At 68.7% G+C, this 14,535-nt stretch carries 17 protein-coding genes; 11 read left to right on the plus strand and 6 right to left on the minus strand.

Going from position 1 to position 14,535, the window contains the following annotated elements; all coding sequences use genetic code 11:
* Positions 1-33: 33 nt before the first annotated feature.
* From mpl to FHW81_RS01000, 3 genes are read left to right on the plus strand one after another with little or no spacing between them, the layout of a single operon-like run.
* Positions 34-1,389: a UDP-N-acetylmuramate:L-alanyl-gamma-D-glutamyl-meso-diaminopimelate ligase gene (mpl, locus tag FHW81_RS00990; protein ID WP_003124067.1), complete on the plus strand. Its 1,356-nt coding sequence runs from the start codon at positions 34-36 to the stop codon at positions 1,387-1,389.
* Positions 1,390-1,397: 8 nt separating this feature from the next.
* Positions 1,398-2,027, plus strand: coding sequence for a flavin prenyltransferase UbiX (gene ubiX / locus FHW81_RS00995; RefSeq protein ID WP_003093227.1), 630 nt, complete (start codon positions 1,398-1,400; stop codon positions 2,025-2,027).
* Positions 2,011-2,304: a YceK/YidQ family lipoprotein gene (locus FHW81_RS01000; protein WP_106120602.1), complete on the plus strand. Its 294-nt coding sequence runs from the start codon at positions 2,011-2,013 to the stop codon at positions 2,302-2,304. The genes ubiX and FHW81_RS01000 overlap by 17 nt, the downstream gene beginning before the upstream one ends.
* A gap of 19 nt (positions 2,305-2,323) precedes the next feature.
* On the opposite strand, the gene FHW81_RS01005 is transcribed toward FHW81_RS01000, so the two are convergent.
* From FHW81_RS01005 to FHW81_RS01015, 3 genes are all read right to left on the minus strand, one after another.
* Positions 2,324-2,965, minus strand: coding sequence for an oxidoreductase (locus tag FHW81_RS01005; RefSeq protein ID WP_003100290.1), 642 nt, complete (start codon positions 2,963-2,965; stop codon positions 2,324-2,326).
* Between the two features lie 46 nt (positions 2,966-3,011).
* On the minus strand, positions 3,012-4,751 hold the full coding sequence (locus FHW81_RS01010; protein WP_023091044.1) for a C13 family peptidase: 1,740 nt from the start codon (positions 4,749-4,751) through the stop codon (positions 3,012-3,014).
* A 190-nt stretch (positions 4,752-4,941) separates the two neighbouring features.
* Positions 4,942-5,397 carry a MaoC family dehydratase gene (locus tag FHW81_RS01015; RefSeq protein ID WP_003093220.1) on the minus strand — a complete coding sequence of 152 codons (456 nt, stop codon included), beginning with the start codon at positions 5,395-5,397 and terminating at the stop codon, positions 4,942-4,944.
* 193 nt (positions 5,398-5,590) lie between these two features.
* On the opposite strand from FHW81_RS01015, the gene FHW81_RS01020 reads away from it, so the two are divergent.
* From FHW81_RS01020 to FHW81_RS01030, 3 genes are read left to right on the plus strand one after another with little or no spacing between them, the layout of a single operon-like run.
* Entirely contained in the window at positions 5,591-5,953 is a 363-nt protein-coding gene (locus FHW81_RS01020) for a CidA/LrgA family protein (protein ID WP_031636980.1), read from the plus strand.
* Entirely contained in the window at positions 5,953-6,663 is a 711-nt protein-coding gene (locus tag FHW81_RS01025; RefSeq protein WP_003093214.1) for an LrgB family protein, read from the plus strand. The genes FHW81_RS01020 and FHW81_RS01025 overlap by 1 nt, the downstream gene beginning before the upstream one ends.
* A gap of 19 nt (positions 6,664-6,682) precedes the next feature.
* The gene (locus tag FHW81_RS01030) at positions 6,683-7,276 is read left to right on the plus strand and encodes an LON peptidase substrate-binding domain-containing protein (RefSeq protein ID WP_003093212.1); all 594 of its coding nucleotides are present in this window, start codon (positions 6,683-6,685) and stop codon (positions 7,274-7,276) included.
* A gap of 10 nt (positions 7,277-7,286) precedes the next feature.
* Here FHW81_RS01030 and FHW81_RS01035 read toward each other — a convergent pair whose 3' ends face one another.
* Positions 7,287-8,600 (minus strand): bifunctional DedA family/phosphatase PAP2 family protein, encoded by a 1,314-nt coding sequence (locus FHW81_RS01035; protein WP_003159335.1) that lies wholly within the window; start codon positions 8,598-8,600, stop codon positions 7,287-7,289.
* A complete protein-coding gene (locus tag FHW81_RS01040; protein WP_003100299.1) occupies positions 8,597-9,316 on the minus strand; it encodes a DNA-3-methyladenine glycosylase in 720 nt (239 codons plus the stop codon). The genes FHW81_RS01035 and FHW81_RS01040 overlap by 4 nt, the downstream gene beginning before the upstream one ends.
* A gap of 63 nt (positions 9,317-9,379) precedes the next feature.
* Between FHW81_RS01040 and FHW81_RS01045 the strand changes: the two genes are divergently transcribed.
* The gene (locus FHW81_RS01045; protein WP_003093206.1) at positions 9,380-10,237 is read left to right on the plus strand and encodes a class I SAM-dependent methyltransferase; all 858 of its coding nucleotides are present in this window, start codon (positions 9,380-9,382) and stop codon (positions 10,235-10,237) included.
* 7 nt (positions 10,238-10,244) lie between these two features.
* Here the strand turns inward: FHW81_RS01045 and FHW81_RS01050 are convergent, their stop codons facing one another.
* Entirely contained in the window at positions 10,245-11,468 is a 1,224-nt protein-coding gene (locus FHW81_RS01050) for an alpha/beta fold hydrolase (protein WP_012613611.1), read from the minus strand.
* Between the two features lie 297 nt (positions 11,469-11,765).
* Here FHW81_RS01050 and FHW81_RS01055 point away from each other — a divergent pair, with 297 nt between their 5' ends.
* The 4 genes from FHW81_RS01055 to rlmH are packed head-to-tail and all read left to right on the plus strand — an operon-like array spanning position 11,766 to position 14,529.
* A complete protein-coding gene (locus FHW81_RS01055) occupies positions 11,766-13,031 on the plus strand; it encodes a glutamate-5-semialdehyde dehydrogenase (protein ID WP_003100303.1) in 1,266 nt (421 codons plus the stop codon).
* Positions 13,031-13,675 carry a nicotinate-nucleotide adenylyltransferase gene (gene nadD, locus FHW81_RS01060; protein WP_003093199.1) on the plus strand — a complete coding sequence of 215 codons (645 nt, stop codon included), beginning with the start codon at positions 13,031-13,033 and terminating at the stop codon, positions 13,673-13,675. Before FHW81_RS01055 ends, nadD begins: the two co-directional genes overlap by 1 nt.
* A gap of 22 nt (positions 13,676-13,697) precedes the next feature.
* On the plus strand, positions 13,698-14,054 hold the full coding sequence (rsfS, locus tag FHW81_RS01065; protein WP_003100305.1) for a ribosome silencing factor: 357 nt from the start codon (positions 13,698-13,700) through the stop codon (positions 14,052-14,054).
* A gap of 7 nt (positions 14,055-14,061) precedes the next feature.
* A complete protein-coding gene (gene rlmH / locus FHW81_RS01070) occupies positions 14,062-14,529 on the plus strand; it encodes a 23S rRNA (pseudouridine(1915)-N(3))-methyltransferase RlmH (RefSeq protein WP_003093193.1) in 468 nt (155 codons plus the stop codon).
* The last annotated feature ends 6 nt before the right edge of the window (positions 14,530-14,535 follow it).

Below are 14,535 nucleotides of genomic sequence, written 5' to 3' on the forward strand. Positions count from 1 at the left end.
GCGCCTTCGACGGCTTGATCTGCAGGAGTCTGCATGCACATCCACGTACTCGGCATCTGCGGGACCTTCATGGGCTCGCTGGCCGTGCTGGCCAAGGAACTGGGCCACCGGGTGACCGGTTCCGACGCCAACGTCTACCCCCCCATGAGCACCCAGCTGCAAGCCCAGGGCATCGAGTTGATGCAGGGCTACGATCCGGCCCACCTGGAGCCGGCGCCGGACCTGGTAGTGATCGGCAACGCCCTGTCGCGCGGCAATCCGGCGGTGGAGCATGTCCTGAACAAGGGCCTGCCCTACGTTTCCGGCCCGCAGTGGCTGGCCGACCACGTGCTGCAAGGACGCTGGGTGCTGGCGGTGGCCGGTACCCACGGCAAGACCACCACCACCAGCATGCTCGCCTGGGTCCTGGAGCACGCCGGCATGAGCCCGGGCTTCCTGATCGGCGGGGTGCCGCAGAACTTCGGGGTTTCGGCGCGCCTGGGCGGTACGCCGTTCTTCGTGGTCGAGGCCGACGAGTACGACAGCGCTTTCTTCGACAAGCGCTCGAAGTTCGTCCATTACCGCCCGCGCACGGCGATCCTGAACAACCTGGAATTCGACCACGCGGACATCTTCCCCGACCTCGCGGCCATCGAGCGGCAGTTCCACCATCTGGTGCGCACCGTGCCGGGCGAGGGCCTGATCATTCGCCCGAGCGCCGAGAAAGCCCTGGAGCGCGTACTCGGGATGGGCTGCTGGACCCCGGTGCAGACCACCGGCGAAGGCGGCCAGTGGCAGGCGCGCCTGCTCGCCGAGGACGGCTCGCGCTTCGAGGTGCTGTTCGACGGCATCGTCCAGGGCGAGGTGGACTGGCCGCTGACCGGCCTGCACAACGTCGCCAACGCCCTCGCCAGCCTGGCGGCGGCGCGCCATGTCGGTGTGGTGCCCAGCCAGGGCGCGGCAGCGCTCAGCGAGTTCCGCAACGTCAAGCGGCGCATGGAGAAGGTCGCGGAGGTCCGGGGCGTGACCCTCTACGACGACTTCGCCCACCATCCGACCGCCATCGCCACCACCCTCGACGGCCTGCGCAAGCAGGTTGGCGCCGATACCCAGGTGATCGCCATCGTCGAGCCGCGTTCCAACTCGATGAAGCTCGGCGCTCATCGCGACGGCCTGCCGGACAGCGTGCGCCAGGCCGACCAGGTGCTCTGGTACGCGCCGCCGAACCTGGGCTGGGACCTGGCCGCCACCGCCGCGCAATGCGCGATACCGTCGCAGGTCTGCGATACCCTGGAGGCGATCATCGAGCAGGTGCGCCAGCAGGCCAGGCCCGGCGCGCAAGTGGTGATCATGAGCAACGGCGGCTTCGGCGGCTTGCACGGCAAGCTGGCCGCGGCGCTGGCCGAGTGAGGGGCGCGATGAGCGGTCCGGAACGCATTACCCTGGCGATGACCGGCGCCTCCGGCGCCCAGTACGGCCTGCGCTTGCTCGATTGCCTGGTGCAGGAAGAGCGCGAGGTGCACTTCCTGATCTCCAAGGCCGCGCAACTGGTGATGGCCACCGAGACCGACGTGGCCTTGCCGGCCAAGCCGCAGGCGATGCAGGCCTTCCTCACCGAATATTGCGGTGCCGCCGCCGGACAGATCCGCGTGTTCGGCCAGAACGACTGGATGGCGCCGCCGGCCTCCGGCTCCAGCGCGCCCAATGCCATGGTGATCTGCCCGTGTTCCACCGGCACCCTGTCGGCGGTCGCCACGGGGGCCTGCAACAACCTCATCGAGCGCGCCGCCGATGTCGCCCTGAAGGAGCGCCGGCCGCTGGTGCTGGTGCCGCGCGAGGCGCCGTTCTCCAGTATCCACCTGGAAAACATGCTCAAGCTGTCCAACCTCGGCGCGGTGATCCTGCCGGCGGCGCCGGGCTTCTACCACCAGCCGCAATCGGTGGAGGACCTGGTGGACTTCGTCGTCGCGCGAATCCTCAACACCCTGGGGATTCCCCAGGATATGCTGCCGCGCTGGGGGGAACAGCACCTTGTCAGCGACGAGTAGGGTGCTGCTGCTGGTCCTGGCGGTGCAGGTGGGCGGTTGCGCCACCGTGCGCACCCTGGATGCGGCCAAGCCAGGGGCGCCGGTGGTCTACGCCGGCACCCGGCTGGACTGGTACAGCCTGCACGGCGGCTGCTGCCCGATGGAACGCTTCGGCGCGGAGGCGCCGGCCCATCCGGGGCTCGACCTGCCGGGCAGCGCGCTGCTGGACACCCTGTTGCTGCCGTTCTCGCTGGCCACCGCCATCGGCCTCAACCTCGGCGTCAGCGGCGGCATGTAGGGCGGGATCCGCCCCAGGCTCATTTCCCCAGCTTGCGCAGTTCGTCGGACTCGACGAAGCGCACGCCCTTGCCTTCCTCCAGCGCCAGGCGCCAGAGCGCGCGGGCCAGGTCGCAGGCCTCGATGCCGTGGTACTTGCCGGGAAGGATGCGGGCGATCGGCGCAGCGAGGATCTCGGCCAGGCGGAATTCCTCGCGCGGGCCGAACAGCAGCGATGGCCGGGCGATGGTCAGTTGTGGCCAGCCCTGTTCCTGCAGGGCCTGCTCCAGTTCGCCCTTGACCCGGTTGTAGAAGATCGACGACTTGGCGTCGGCGCCCAGGGCGCTGACCACCAGGTAATGCCGGGCGCCCATCTCCAGCGCGCGCTTGCCCACCGCCAGCGGCAGGTCGAAATCGACCGCGCGGAAGGCCTCCTCCGAGCCGGCTTCCTTGATCGTGGTGCCGAGGCAGCAGAAGGCGGTATCGATGCTGCCGTCGAGTTGCGGCAGCAGCTCGGCCAGCGGGCCGACCGGGTTGTCCAGCCGCGGATGCTCGGCCAGCGCCTTGCGGGCAGGGGCGATGACCTTGGCCAGGGTCGGCTCGCTCAATATCCGATCCAACAGGTGCTCGCCGGTAAGACCGGTCGCGCCGGCGAGCAGAACGCGCTTGGGCGTCGAGTGCATGTGTGTTTCTCCCCTTCCACACCAATGAGCGTAGTGCGCGGCGTATCTATTTGCCCGCCGCGCCCTCGCCGGTTTTTCCTTCCCGGGACGCGAGCGCGCGCTCGGCTTGCTGCCCCCGCAGCGTCCGCCAGTGCGCGAGCACGCGTTCCGGTAACCAGGCTTGCGGTTCCGAAGCTTCGAAACCTTCCTCCTTCTCCCTTTGACGCACTTCCTCTTTCGCCAGTTCGAACGCTTTGGACAGATCGTCGGTGCGGTTCAGCGCATTGGCCAGCAAGGCGCGGCCGAAATAGGTGAAGTCGGCGTCGTCGGAACAGCCGAACGAGACCCGGTCGGCACGCGCGGCGGTCAGGATCAGGGTACGTTCGTCTTTCAGCGGCGGGATGAAGCCCCCGCTGTAGCAGGCCGATACCACCAGCACCTTGTCGCGCTGGCGCAGCGGCGCGAGCAGTTCGGCCAGTTCCGCGGCCGGCAGGTCGCCGAGGTTCAGGCCGGGCATGTCCAGGGCCAACTGGTGGTCGCTGGAGCCGTGGCTGGTCAGGTAGATGAAGACCAGGTCTTCCGGCCCGCTGCGTTCGGCCAGGGTGCGCACGGCGCGGGACAGGCTTTCCCGGGTAGCCAGCGGGCGGTCGCCGAAGTGGTCGCGGTGGTTGACCAGGCGAATCACGCCACGAGCGGCGAAACGCTGGCCGAGCAGGTCACCGGCGTAATCGGCCTCGCGCAGGAACACGCCCTGGCGGCCATCGCCGCCCAGGCTCAGGGCATAGAGTTCGCTGGCCGGCGTCGAGGCCGGGATCTTGCGCAGTTCTTCGTCGAGCAGGCGACCCTGGGCCAACAGGCCGATTTCCAGGGTGTCGGGCAGGGCCTTGCCGGCGGCGTCGCGGATGCGCTTGCCGTCGGCCCAGAGTCCCTGCTCACGGCTGCCGTCGGCGCGGTCCAGGGTGCCTTGGCCGGCATAGGCGCCGGCGGCGAAGCCGCCTTCGTAGCGGGTGCCGTCCAGTTGTTCGAGCAGGCCCTGGCCATGGAAGCGCCAGAACTGGAAACCGCCGCGGTAGCGGCTGCCGTCGGCGCCGAGAAGCTCGCCGGGGCCGTTCAGCGCGCCTTCGCTGAAGCGGCCGATCCAGACATCGCCGCTGGCGCTTTCGTAGCGCCCCTGGCCATGGAACTGGTTGTCCTTGAACTGGCCGACGTAGCGGTCGCCATCGGGCCCGCTCCAGCGCCCCTTGCCGTTCAGTTGCCCGTCGCGGAAGGTACCGGCGTACTGGTTGCCCTGGCTGTCGCTGAAGCTGCCTTCGCCTTCCAGGCGGCCCTGGCGGAAGCTGCCCTGGTAGCGGCTGCCATCGCTGCCGTCCAGCGTGCCCTGGCCGCTGTACAGGCCCTTGCGGAAACCGCCGCGGTAGCGAGTGCCCTGTTGTTCCAGGCTGCCTTCGCCATCGAACAGGCCCTGGCGGAAACCGCCCTGGTAGACGCTGCCATCGGCCATCGCCAGGCGTCCCTGACCGTCGAACAGGCCGGCCGCGAAGCCACCGCTGTAGCGGCTGCCGTCGGCACCCTGCCAGGTGCCATGGCCGTGCAGCAGGCCATGCTCGAAGCGGCCGGCGTACCAGGCGCCGTTGTTGTAGTCCAGCCGGCCCTGGCCTTCCAGGCGCCCGTCCACCAGCTCGCCGCGATAGCGCGCGCCGTCAGGCAGGCGCGCATCGGCCGGGAGCAGCGGTTCGCCCTCGCCACAGGCGGCGAGCAGGATGACCAGGGCGGAGCAGAGCGAGAGAGACCTGGCGGGGCGAAGCATGCGGCGTTCCCGATGAGTGGTTCGGTCCGAGGGTGGAGGGGAGACAGTGTGGCGGAAAAATCGTTGCCTGGCAGTAGGGTATTTCCCTGCCGGCCCAGAGCGCCCCCGCGAGCGGGGGCTTTTGGAAGGGGGGAGAGGGGCGCGAAGGCGCCTGGCCGTCAAGCGAACGGCAGCGCTCGCTGGGGCGGGCTCAGACGAAGCAGAGGCTGAGGGTCTCGGCGATGTAGGCGGGTTTCTCCTGGCCTTCGATCTCCAGGGTGGCGCGCGCCTTGATCAGCCACTGGCCGGGATTCTTCTCGTTGACGTCGAGCAGGGTCAGGCCCAGGCGGACCCGCGAGCCGACCCGCACCGGCTGGATGAAGCGCACCGTATCGAGGCCGTAGTTGACCGCCATCTTCAGTCCTTCGGGAAGCACCAGCAGGCCTTCCATCAGCTTCGGGATCAGCGACAGGGACAGGAAACCGTGGGCGATGGTGCCGCCGAAGGGCGTCTTCGCCGCCTTCTCCGGATCGACGTGGATGAACTGGTGGTCGCCGGTGCATTCGGCGAACTGGTCGACCCGCTCCTGGTCGATGGTGAGCCATTCGGAATGGCCGAGATCCTTGCCGACATAGTCCTTGAGCGCTGCTACGGGTACGAATGGCATAAGTCCTCCGGGAGGATGGCTGTTGTTCTCATGGTGCAGGAAGATCAGCACGCGTTGGCGACCGGGTCAAGAAACCATCGGCCTGGCGAATATCGCGTCATGCGGTGCCGCGACTGCGACTGATGGATAGGCGAGGAGCGTGCCAATGTCCCGGCGGGCTGGGCATAATGGTCGGCCCTTGCTGGAGGTGCCCATGTTGCTTCGTGGTCTGACCTGGCTGGTGCTGTTCCAGTTGCTCGGCACAGGTCTGAACGTTCTGTTGTTGCCCATGCTGCCCGGTCCGATCATCGGCCTGGTGCTGCTGTTCGGTTATTTCCTGGCGCGTGGCGAGGTCGGCAAGCCGGTCAACGAGGCGGCCGGCTCGTTGCTGCGCTACCTGCCGCTGCTGCTGGTGCCGGCGGCGGTCGGGGTGATGGCCTATGCGCGGGAGATCGCCGCCGACTTCTGGGCCATCGTCGGCGCGCTGGTACTGTCGCTGGTGCTGTCGTTCCTGTTCGCCGGCTGGACGATGCAGAAGCTCATCGATCGCCAGCAACGTCGCCGGGAGGAGTCCTGATGGCCTGGCAGGCCGCCCTCGAGGCGGTGATCCACCATCCGCTGTTCGGCGTCGGCGTGACCCTGGGCGCCTACCAGTTGGCCCTGGCCGCCTATGAACGGACCCGCTGGGTGTTCCTGCAGCCGGTGCTGGTATCGATGCTGGTGGTGATCGGCGTGCTGCTGCTTTGCGGCATCGACTACGACGAATACAGTGCCAGCGCCAAGGTCCTGACCATTCTCCTCGGCCCCGCCACGGTGGCCCTGGCGGTGCCGCTGTTCCTCAACCTGCGGCGTATCCGCCAATTGTTCTGGCCGACCCTGCTGACCCTGGTGGTCGCCGGTACGCTGGCGACGGTGCTGGGCATCGCATTCGGCTGGTTGTTCGGTGCCGAGCCGCGGATGCTGATGAGCATGGCGCCGAAGTCGGTGACCTCGCCGATCGCCATGCTGGTGGCCAGCCAGATCGGCGGCGTGGCGGCGCTGGCCGCCGTGTTCGTACTGATCACCGGGGTACTCGGGGCGATCCTCGGGCCGGAGCTGCTGCGCGCCATCGGCGTCCGGCACCCCGCCGCGCAGGGCATGGCGCTGGGCATGACGGCCCACGCGGTAGGCACTTCGCGGGCCTTGCAGGAAGGCGAGGAGTGCGGCGCCTTCGCCGCCCTGGCGATGAGCCTGATGGGCGTTGCCACCGCAGTGCTGCTACCGTTGGCGGTAGCGCTGGTTGCCTGACGATGCCCGAGGAGTCGCGATGAAGTTGCCGTTGTTTCCCCTCAACGCCGTGCTGTTCCCCGGTTGCCGCCTGGACCTGCAGATCTTCGAGGCGCGCTACCTGGACATGATCAGCCGCTGCATGAAGCAGGGCACCGGTTTCGGCGTGGTGACCATCGGCGAAGGGCGGGAGGTCGGCGAAGCGCCGAGCCGCCTGGCGATGGTCGGCTGCGAGGCCTCGGTCCGCGACTGGCAGCAGCGCCCGAACGGCCTGCTGGGCATCCGCGTGGAGGGCGGTCGGCGTTTCCAGGTGCTGTCGGTGGAGGTCCAGGCCGACCAGCTCAGCGTCGGCGAGATCGAGTGGTTCGAAGACCTGCCGGAGCAACCCCTGACGTACGAACACAACGATCTCGCCGCGTTGCTCAGCGTGCTGGCCGAGCATCCGATGGTGGCCGCGCTGGAGATGGGCGGCGAGCCCGGCGGCCAGCAGGACCTGGCCAACCAGTTGGCCTACCTGCTGCCGTTCGATACCGAACGCAAGCTCGAACTGCTCGCCCTGCCCGACGCGCAGATGCAACTGGCGCGGATCCAGGTGCTGCTGGAGCACCTGCAGGGCGAGTTGGGTATCGACTGAGCGCCAACCCTCACAGCGGCCGGTAGCGCGCAATGGCTTCCGGCAGGGCCCAGCCGGCGGCGATCGCCAGGGTCGCCACGCAGACCGGCAACAGCAGCCACCAGACCCGTTGCGGCAGCGCCGGCAGCGACTCGCGGCGCTGGTTCAGCCACAGGCTGGCGGCGCAGACCGTAGTGGCGAGCAGGGCGCCGGCGACGATGTCCGACGGCCAGTGCACGCCAAGGTAGACCCGCGACAGGGCGATGCTCAGCGACGGGATCACCGCCAGCAGTACCCAGGTCAGGCGCCAGCGCGGCGGTTGCTGGCGGCTGGCGAGGACGCCCAGGGTGAGGAAGAAGGCGAAGGACGCCGAGCTGTGTCCGCTGGGGAAGCTGAAGCTGCTCAGCGGTTCGGCCAGCACTTCCGGGCGGGCGCGGGCGAACAGGGTCTTCAGGGTCTGGTTGGCCAGCGCGGTACCCACCAGGGTGCCGATGGCGAAGATGGCCGGACGCCATTGCCGGGTCAGCAGGAGGATACCGCCGAGCAGCGCACCGGCGATGAACTGGGTGCGGAAATCGCCGAGCCGGGTGACCACCACCATCACCGGGTTCAGGTCGGCGTTGCGATGCTCCTGGACCAGCGTCATCAGGCCCTGGTCGAGGTCCTGGAGGTACGGCCAGGCGACGGTCATCGCCAGCAGCAGGACCAGGCTCAGCGCGGCCGCCACAGCGGTTGCCCAGCGTTTGCGCCGCAGGCTGGCCTGGACTACCACGCCGACCAGCACCGCCAGGCAGGCCGCGACGATCCCGGCTTCGCTCCAGAAGCCTTCCGGCAACGGCAGGCGCAGGGCTGCGCCGGTGGCCCAGCCGGGCAACAGGTAGGCGACCGCCCAGCCGGCGGCGGCGATCAGCGAAACGCCGAGAAAACGGCCGAACGGCATGTCGAGCATGCCGGCGACCATCGGCAGCATCGGTCGCAGGGCGCCGATGAAGCGGCCGACCAGCAGGCTGGCGATACCGTAGCGTTCGAAGTACACCTCGGCGGCGGTGATCCACTGCGGATGGCTGCGCAGGCCGGGCAGGCGGCGGATGTTCTGGTGGAAGCGGCGGCCGATCCAGTACGAGCTGAGGTCGCCCAGCACCCCGCCGGCGTAGGCCAGCAGCAGGGTTTCGCCGAGGCCGAGGGCGCCGCTGCCGGCGATCACCGCGACGCCGAACAGCAGCACCACGCCGGGGAGGACGATACCGACGATGGCCGCGCATTCGAGGAAGGCGATGAGGAAGATGGCCAGCCCCAGCCACTCGGGGTTGGCGGCCATCCAGGCGTTGAAGCTGTCGAGACTCATTGCAGGTGCGGGTCCTGATGTCCGAGTAGATGATAGTCGCGCCCGGCGACCTGGCCGCGGCGCAGTGGGTTGCGGGTGCAGAAGGCGGCGAAGGTGGCATCGACGAAACGGTACGGCAGGTGTTCGTCGCGCCCCTTCGGAATGCCCAGCCGAGCGGCCTGGATCACCTGGCTGGGGCGCTCGCCGACATCGTCGACGAACAGTCGCTGCGGGTCGAAGCGCTGCGCGTCCCACTCCGGCACCTTCAGCCCCATGGCCTTGCACAGCAGGGTCTGGCCGGCGCACAGGCGGCCGATCTCGCGGGGCCGGCCCTGGCTGTCCGGGTTCAGGCTCTGCATCCGCTCCAGCGCCGTGTGGTCGCTGATGCGATCCAGCCAGGGATGGCCGGACTTGATCAGCACCGCATTGCCCGGCCCGCCGGCGCTGAAGTTCAGCGAGTCGCCGCCGCGCGCGTAATACATATAGATGTGCCCGCCGTCGAGGAACAGTGCCTTGCGCTTCTCGGTGTAGCCGAGCGAGGCATGGCTGCCTTTCTCCTCCAGGTAGTAGGCCTCGGTCTCGATGATTCGCGCCGCCAGCCAGAGATTGCCCTGGCGATGGCGGATCACCTTGCCCAGCAACTCGCGGGCGACCAGCAACGCATCGCGGTCGAAGAAGGTGTCGGGGAGCGGCCGGGCGTCGGGCCAGGGCAAACTAAGGATGGGATCGCGGGACATGGGATTGTCGCTGGGACCATGGCAGTCATAGGCTGGCGAATGATAACAACAAGAGCCTGAATCATGGTTGAACGAGAGCGTGTCGACAGTGCCCACATCACGCCCAGCGCCCATTACACCGGGTACGTCTGGTTCCGCCATCGACTCGCCGAACCGGCCTTCGCCACCGTCTTCGGCCGCTGGGTACACGGCTTCGTCGCGCCGATCAACTGGGGCGCGCAGCTCGGTTTCGGACTGAACATCGAGGATTTCCTGTTACAAAGACACCTCATGATCGACGCGCGCCTGACCCAGGCCGTCGAACGCGAGGGAGTGGTCCAGGTGGTGGAAATGGCCTGCGGGCTCTCGCCGCGTGGGCGACGCTTCCGGCAACGCTATCCACAGTTGCGCTACCTGGAGGCCGACCTGCCGCCGATGGCCGCGCGCAAGGCGGCGTTGCTCCGCGAGCAGGGGTGGCTGGGCCCGGAGCACGCGGTGGCGGCTGTGGATATCCTCGCCGAGGACGGCGAGCGCAGCCTTGCCGCGCTGTTCGCCGGGCTCGATCGCGAGCGCCCGCTGGTGGTGATCACCGAGGGGCTGGTGAACTATTTCCAGCGCCCGGTGATCGAGGCCTTCTGGAGTCGCCTGGCGACCGAACTTAAACGCTTCCCCCAGGGCACCTACCTGACCGACCTCTATCCCGATCTCCGCGAGCACCCGCGCTACCGGCAGATCCGCTGGGGAGTGGGGATCATCGGGCGGCTGACGCGGGGAAGCTATCCGTTGCATTACCGCAATGCCGCGGAAATCGAGGCGGCCTTCGCCCGCTGCGGCTTCGCCTCCACCCTGGTGCTCGACCCGCAGCGCGAAGGCGCCGCCCTGGGCTTGCCGCAGGGACGCCTGCCGAGCCTGGTGCGGGTAATCGAAAGCCGCACGGCATAGCCGCCTCTCAGGCGACCTCCGCTCGCTCCCAGGCGGCGAGGAGGTCGGCCAGTCCGGCGCTGGCCGCCGGATCGGAGTGCGGGAAGATGAAGGCGAAGCCGCCGGCGGTCGAGCGCAGGGGCAGGATGTCCAAGTCCGCCAGGCCGTCGCAGCACAACCGCCAGCCGCGTTGCGGGCGGGATTCGGGCAGCTCGGCGTGCAGCCGCCCGCCGAAATAGCCGAGTTCCACCAGTTCCGCCGCATAGACGCCGAACTGCGGATGTTCCAGCCGAGCGTGCCCTTGGGCTGGCCGATGGCGGACCTCGAAGCGTCGCTCCAGGCCGAGCAGGCGCGTGCGCGGGATCCGCGTGCTGCCCTCGGCGCGCTCCGGCAGTGCCTCGCCGCGCAGGAACGGGCCGTAGAGCCGGGCGCAGGCCTCGCGTCGTTCGAACTGGGCAAGATGGTCGGCGTCGTGGATCAGGGCGAACTCGGCGTTCCCGCAGGCATGGGCGAACACCGCATGTTCCCAGGGCTGGGTGAAATGGTCGTACTCGCCGGCGAGCACCAGGGTCGGGCAGGTCGGGTGCCGCTCGAAGCCGCCGAAGGCCAGCAGGCGCCGGCTATTCTGCCGGTAGCGTTCGATCTCCGCCGCGGTCAGGCGTTGCAACTGGCGCAGCATGGCCTTGCGAAATACCGGGGAGACGCCGGTACGTTCCAGCTGTAGCGGGTTGATCAGGCCGGTCAGTACGCCGTGGGCGAAGGCGCTCTGGTCGCCCTCGTCGAGCCGGGCCAGGGCTTCTTCCAGCAGCAGCCGCGCACCGGGGCGGCCGAATGCGGTGATGCCGGCCAGTAGCAGGCGCGCGCAGCGGCGCGGATGGCGGGCGGCGAACAGCGCGGCCAGGGCCGAGCCGTAGGACAGGCCGATGGGCATCAACGGCGGCAGGCCGAGCCGTTCGGCGAAGGCCGCGATCAGGTCGGCGAGGTCTTCCAGGCTCAGTTCCGCCGCCAGTTGCAGGTTGCCGCCCTGGCTCGGCAGGTCGAGCAGGATCACCGGGTGCTCGGCGAGCAGTTCGCTGACCTCGCCGGTGAACGAGCGGAAGCTCTGGAAGGCGCCGCCCAGCAGGAGCACCGGCGGGCGCGGGTCGTCGGCGCGGGCGGCGAAGGCCTGGTAGCGCAGTTGCCAGCCGTCTAGGAAGAGGATATCCGGTTCGCTGCTCAGCGACTGCGCGCTGTAGTCGGTACGGTAGCGCATGGCGAGGCCCCGCGGTGTGTGCGTCGTTATTGTTGTTCTGCCGAGCGGGTGCCGGTGGGTGGCAGTGGCCAGGCTCGCCTCGAAGGTAAACAGAGGTAGCAATTTTGTTTACCTATCCTTCGGCCGGCGCCTGCGCCCGGGTGTCACCGTCTCGCGCACAGCCCCAGGCGCAGCGGGGCTGCCGCGTTACCGCCGGGGGCGATGGAACGCACTGTCTACCGACCGGCTGTTGCGGCTGGGCGCGCCGGGGCTGGCTCGCTATAATCGCGCATTTCCCTGACGCCAGATGCCGAGACCATGACCGAGTCCGTCCTCGACTATATGAGCCGCCTTGGCCGCGATGCCCGCGCCGCCTCGCGGTTGCTCGCGCGCGCTGCCACCGCGCAGAAGAACCGCGCCCTGCTGGCCGCGGCCGATGCGCTGGACGCCGCCCGCGCGGAGTTGTCCCACGCCAACGAGCAGGACCTCGCCGCCGGCCGCGCCAATGGCCTGGAGCCGGCGATGCTGGACCGCCTGGCGCTGACCCCGGCGCGCATCGACGACATGATCGAGGGCCTGCGCCAGGTCGCCACGCTGCCCGACCCGATCGGCGAGATCCGCGACATGCGCTATGTGCCCTCGGGCATCCAGATCGGCAAGATGCGCGTGCCGCTGGGCGTGGTCGGGATCATCTACGAGTCGCGGCCGAACGTGACCATCGACGCCGCCAGCCTGTGCCTGAAGTCCGGCAACGCGACCATCCTGCGCGGCGGCTCCGAGGCGATCCACTCCAACCAGGCGATCGCCCGCTGCATCCAGCAGGGCCTGGCCGAGGCCGGCCTGCCGGCCGCCGCCGTGCAGGTGGTGGAAACCACCGACCGCGCCGCGGTCGGCGCGCTGATCAGCATGCCCGAATACGTCGACGTGATCGTCCCGCGCGGCGGCAAGGGCCTGATCGAGCGCATCAGCCGCGAGGCCAAGGTGCCGGTGATCAAGCACCTGGACGGCATCTGCCACGTCTACATCGATGTCGCCGCCGACCTGGACAAGGCGATTCGCGTCGCCGACAACGCCAAGACCCAGCGCTACGCGCCGTGCAACACCATGGAGACGCTGCTGGTACATGCCGGCATCGCCGAGCGGGCGCTGCCGCCGCTGGCCACGATCTACCGCGAGAAGGGCGTGGAACTGCGCGGCGACGCCGCGACCCGTGCGCTGCTCGGCGCAGACGTGCTGGAGGCTACCGAGGAGGACTGGCGTACCGAGTACAACGCGCCGATCCTGTCGATCCGCATCGTCGACGGGCTGGACGCGGCGATCGAGCACATCAACACCTACGGCTCGCAGCACACCGACGCGATCATTACCGAGAACTTCAGCGATGCGCGGCGTTTCCTCGCCGAAGTGGATTCCGCTTCGGTGATGGTCAATGCCTCGACCCGCTTCGCCGACGGCTTCGAGTACGGCCTCGGCGCCGAGATCGGGATTTCCACCGACAAGCTGCACGCCCGCGGCCCGGTCGGCCTGGAAGGCCTGACCAGCGAGAAGTACGTCGTCTTCGGCGACGGTCACGTGCGCACCTGATGGGCAAACGTATCGGCCTGTTCGGCGGCACTTTCGACCCCGTGCATATCGGACATATGCGCAGCGCCGTGGAAATGGCCGAGCAGTTCGCCCTCGACGAACTGCGCCTGCTGCCCAATGCGCGGCCGCCGCACCGGGAAACCCCGCAGGTGTCGGCCGCGCAGCGGTTGGCGATGGTCGAGCGGGCGGTGGCGGGAGTCGAGCGATTGACGGTCGATCCCCGCGAACTGCAGCGCGACAAGCCGTCCTACACCATCGACACCCTGGAGTCGGTGCGGGCGGAACTGGCGGCCGACGACCAGTTGTTCATGCTGATCGGCTGGGATGCCTTCTGCGGCTTGCCGACGTGGCACCGCTGGGAGGCGTTGCTGGATCACTGCCACATCGTCGTGTTGCAGCGTCCGGATGCCGACAGCGAGCCGCCGGAGTCGCTGCGCGACCTGCTGGCGGCGCGGAGCGTGGCCGACCCGCAGGCCCTGAAAGGGCCGGGCGGACAGATCACCTTCGTCTGGCAGACGCCGCTGGCGGTGTCCGCCACCCAGATCCGCGCGCTGCTGGGTGCCGGGCGCTCCGTGCGTTTCCTGGTGCCGGACGCGGTATTGAACTACATCGAGGCGCACCACCTGTATCGTGCGCCACACTGATAAAGAAACAGAGACCGACTCAATGCAAACCGAACAACTCGTCCAAGTGGCCATCGATGCCCTGGAAGACCTCAAGGCCCAGGACATCGTGACCCTCGATGTGCGGGACAAGACCAGCGTCACCGACTACATGGTGATCGCCTGCGGCAGTTCCAGCCGCCAGGTCAAGTCGCTGGCCGACAACGTCCTGACCAAGGCCAAGGAAAACGGCGTCAAGCCCCTGGGCAGCGAAGGCCTGGAGTCCGGCGAATGGGCGCTGCTCGACCTGGGCGACGTGGTGGTCCACGTGATGCTCCCGGCGACCCGCCAGTTCTACGACCTGGAGCGCCTGTGGCAGGGCGCCGAGCAGAGCCGCGCCCAGCACCAGCCGGAAGAGTGACGCCGGCATGCGGTTGCGCCTGATCGCGGTTGGCTCGCGCATGCCTCGCTGGGTCGAGGAAGGCTGGCAGGAATACGTCAAGCGCCTGCCGGCCGAGCTGTCCCTCGAACTGGTGGAGATCCCGCTCAACACCCGCGGCAAGAACGCCGACGTGGCGCGCCTGATCCGTCAGGAAGGCGAGGCCATGCTGGCGCGCGTGCAGCCGGGGGAACGGGTGGTGACCCTGGAGGTCGAAGGTCGGCCCTGGAGCACCGAGCAACTGGCTCGCGAACTGGATCGCTGGCGTCTCGACGCACGCACCGTGAATCTCATGGTCGGCGGCCCGGAAGGGCTGGCGCCGGAGGTCTGCGCGCGCAGCGAGCAGCGCTGGTCGCTGTCGCCGTTGACGCTGCCGCACCCGTTGGTGCGGATCCTGGTCGGCGAGCAGATCTACCGGGCCTGGACCGTATTGTCCGGGCACCCCTACCACAAATAGTCCCCA

The sequence above is a fragment of the Pseudomonas sp. RC10-4-2 genome (genome assembly GCF_050433085.1).
In the GTDB taxonomy this organism is placed as follows: Bacteria; Pseudomonadota; Gammaproteobacteria; order Pseudomonadales; family Pseudomonadaceae; genus Pseudomonas; species Pseudomonas aeruginosa.

Excerpts from the sequence above, each read along its gene's own strand:
- mpl (WP_003124067.1), top strand. The coding sequence starts at position 34 with ATGCACATCCACGTACTCGGCATCTGCGGGACCTTCATGGGCTCGCTG.
- ubiX (WP_003093227.1), top strand. The coding sequence starts at position 1,398 with ATGAGCGGTCCGGAACGCATTACCCTGGCGATGACCGGCGCCTCCGGC.
- FHW81_RS01005 (WP_003100290.1), bottom strand. The coding sequence starts at position 2,965 with ATGCACTCGACGCCCAAGCGCGTTCTGCTCGCCGGCGCGACCGGTCTT.
- FHW81_RS01010 (WP_023091044.1), bottom strand. The coding sequence starts at position 4,751 with ATGCTTCGCCCCGCCAGGTCTCTCTCGCTCTGCTCCGCCCTGGTCATC.
- FHW81_RS01015 (WP_003093220.1), bottom strand. The coding sequence starts at position 5,397 with ATGCCATTCGTACCCGTAGCAGCGCTCAAGGACTATGTCGGCAAGGAT.
- FHW81_RS01020 (WP_031636980.1), top strand. The coding sequence starts at position 5,591 with ATGTTGCTTCGTGGTCTGACCTGGCTGGTGCTGTTCCAGTTGCTCGGC.
- FHW81_RS01025 (WP_003093214.1), top strand. The coding sequence starts at position 5,953 with ATGGCCTGGCAGGCCGCCCTCGAGGCGGTGATCCACCATCCGCTGTTC.
- FHW81_RS01030 (WP_003093212.1), top strand. The coding sequence starts at position 6,683 with ATGAAGTTGCCGTTGTTTCCCCTCAACGCCGTGCTGTTCCCCGGTTGC.
- FHW81_RS01035 (WP_003159335.1), bottom strand. The coding sequence starts at position 8,600 with ATGAGTCTCGACAGCTTCAACGCCTGGATGGCCGCCAACCCCGAGTGG.
- FHW81_RS01040 (WP_003100299.1), bottom strand. The coding sequence starts at position 9,316 with ATGTCCCGCGATCCCATCCTTAGTTTGCCCTGGCCCGACGCCCGGCCG.
- FHW81_RS01045 (WP_003093206.1), top strand. The coding sequence starts at position 9,380 with ATGGTTGAACGAGAGCGTGTCGACAGTGCCCACATCACGCCCAGCGCC.
- FHW81_RS01050 (WP_012613611.1), bottom strand. The coding sequence starts at position 11,468 with ATGCGCTACCGTACCGACTACAGCGCGCAGTCGCTGAGCAGCGAACCG.
- FHW81_RS01055 (WP_003100303.1), top strand. The coding sequence starts at position 11,766 with ATGACCGAGTCCGTCCTCGACTATATGAGCCGCCTTGGCCGCGATGCC.
- nadD (WP_003093199.1), top strand. The coding sequence starts at position 13,031 with ATGGGCAAACGTATCGGCCTGTTCGGCGGCACTTTCGACCCCGTGCAT.
- rsfS (WP_003100305.1), top strand. The coding sequence starts at position 13,698 with ATGCAAACCGAACAACTCGTCCAAGTGGCCATCGATGCCCTGGAAGAC.
- rlmH (WP_003093193.1), top strand. The coding sequence starts at position 14,062 with ATGCGGTTGCGCCTGATCGCGGTTGGCTCGCGCATGCCTCGCTGGGTC.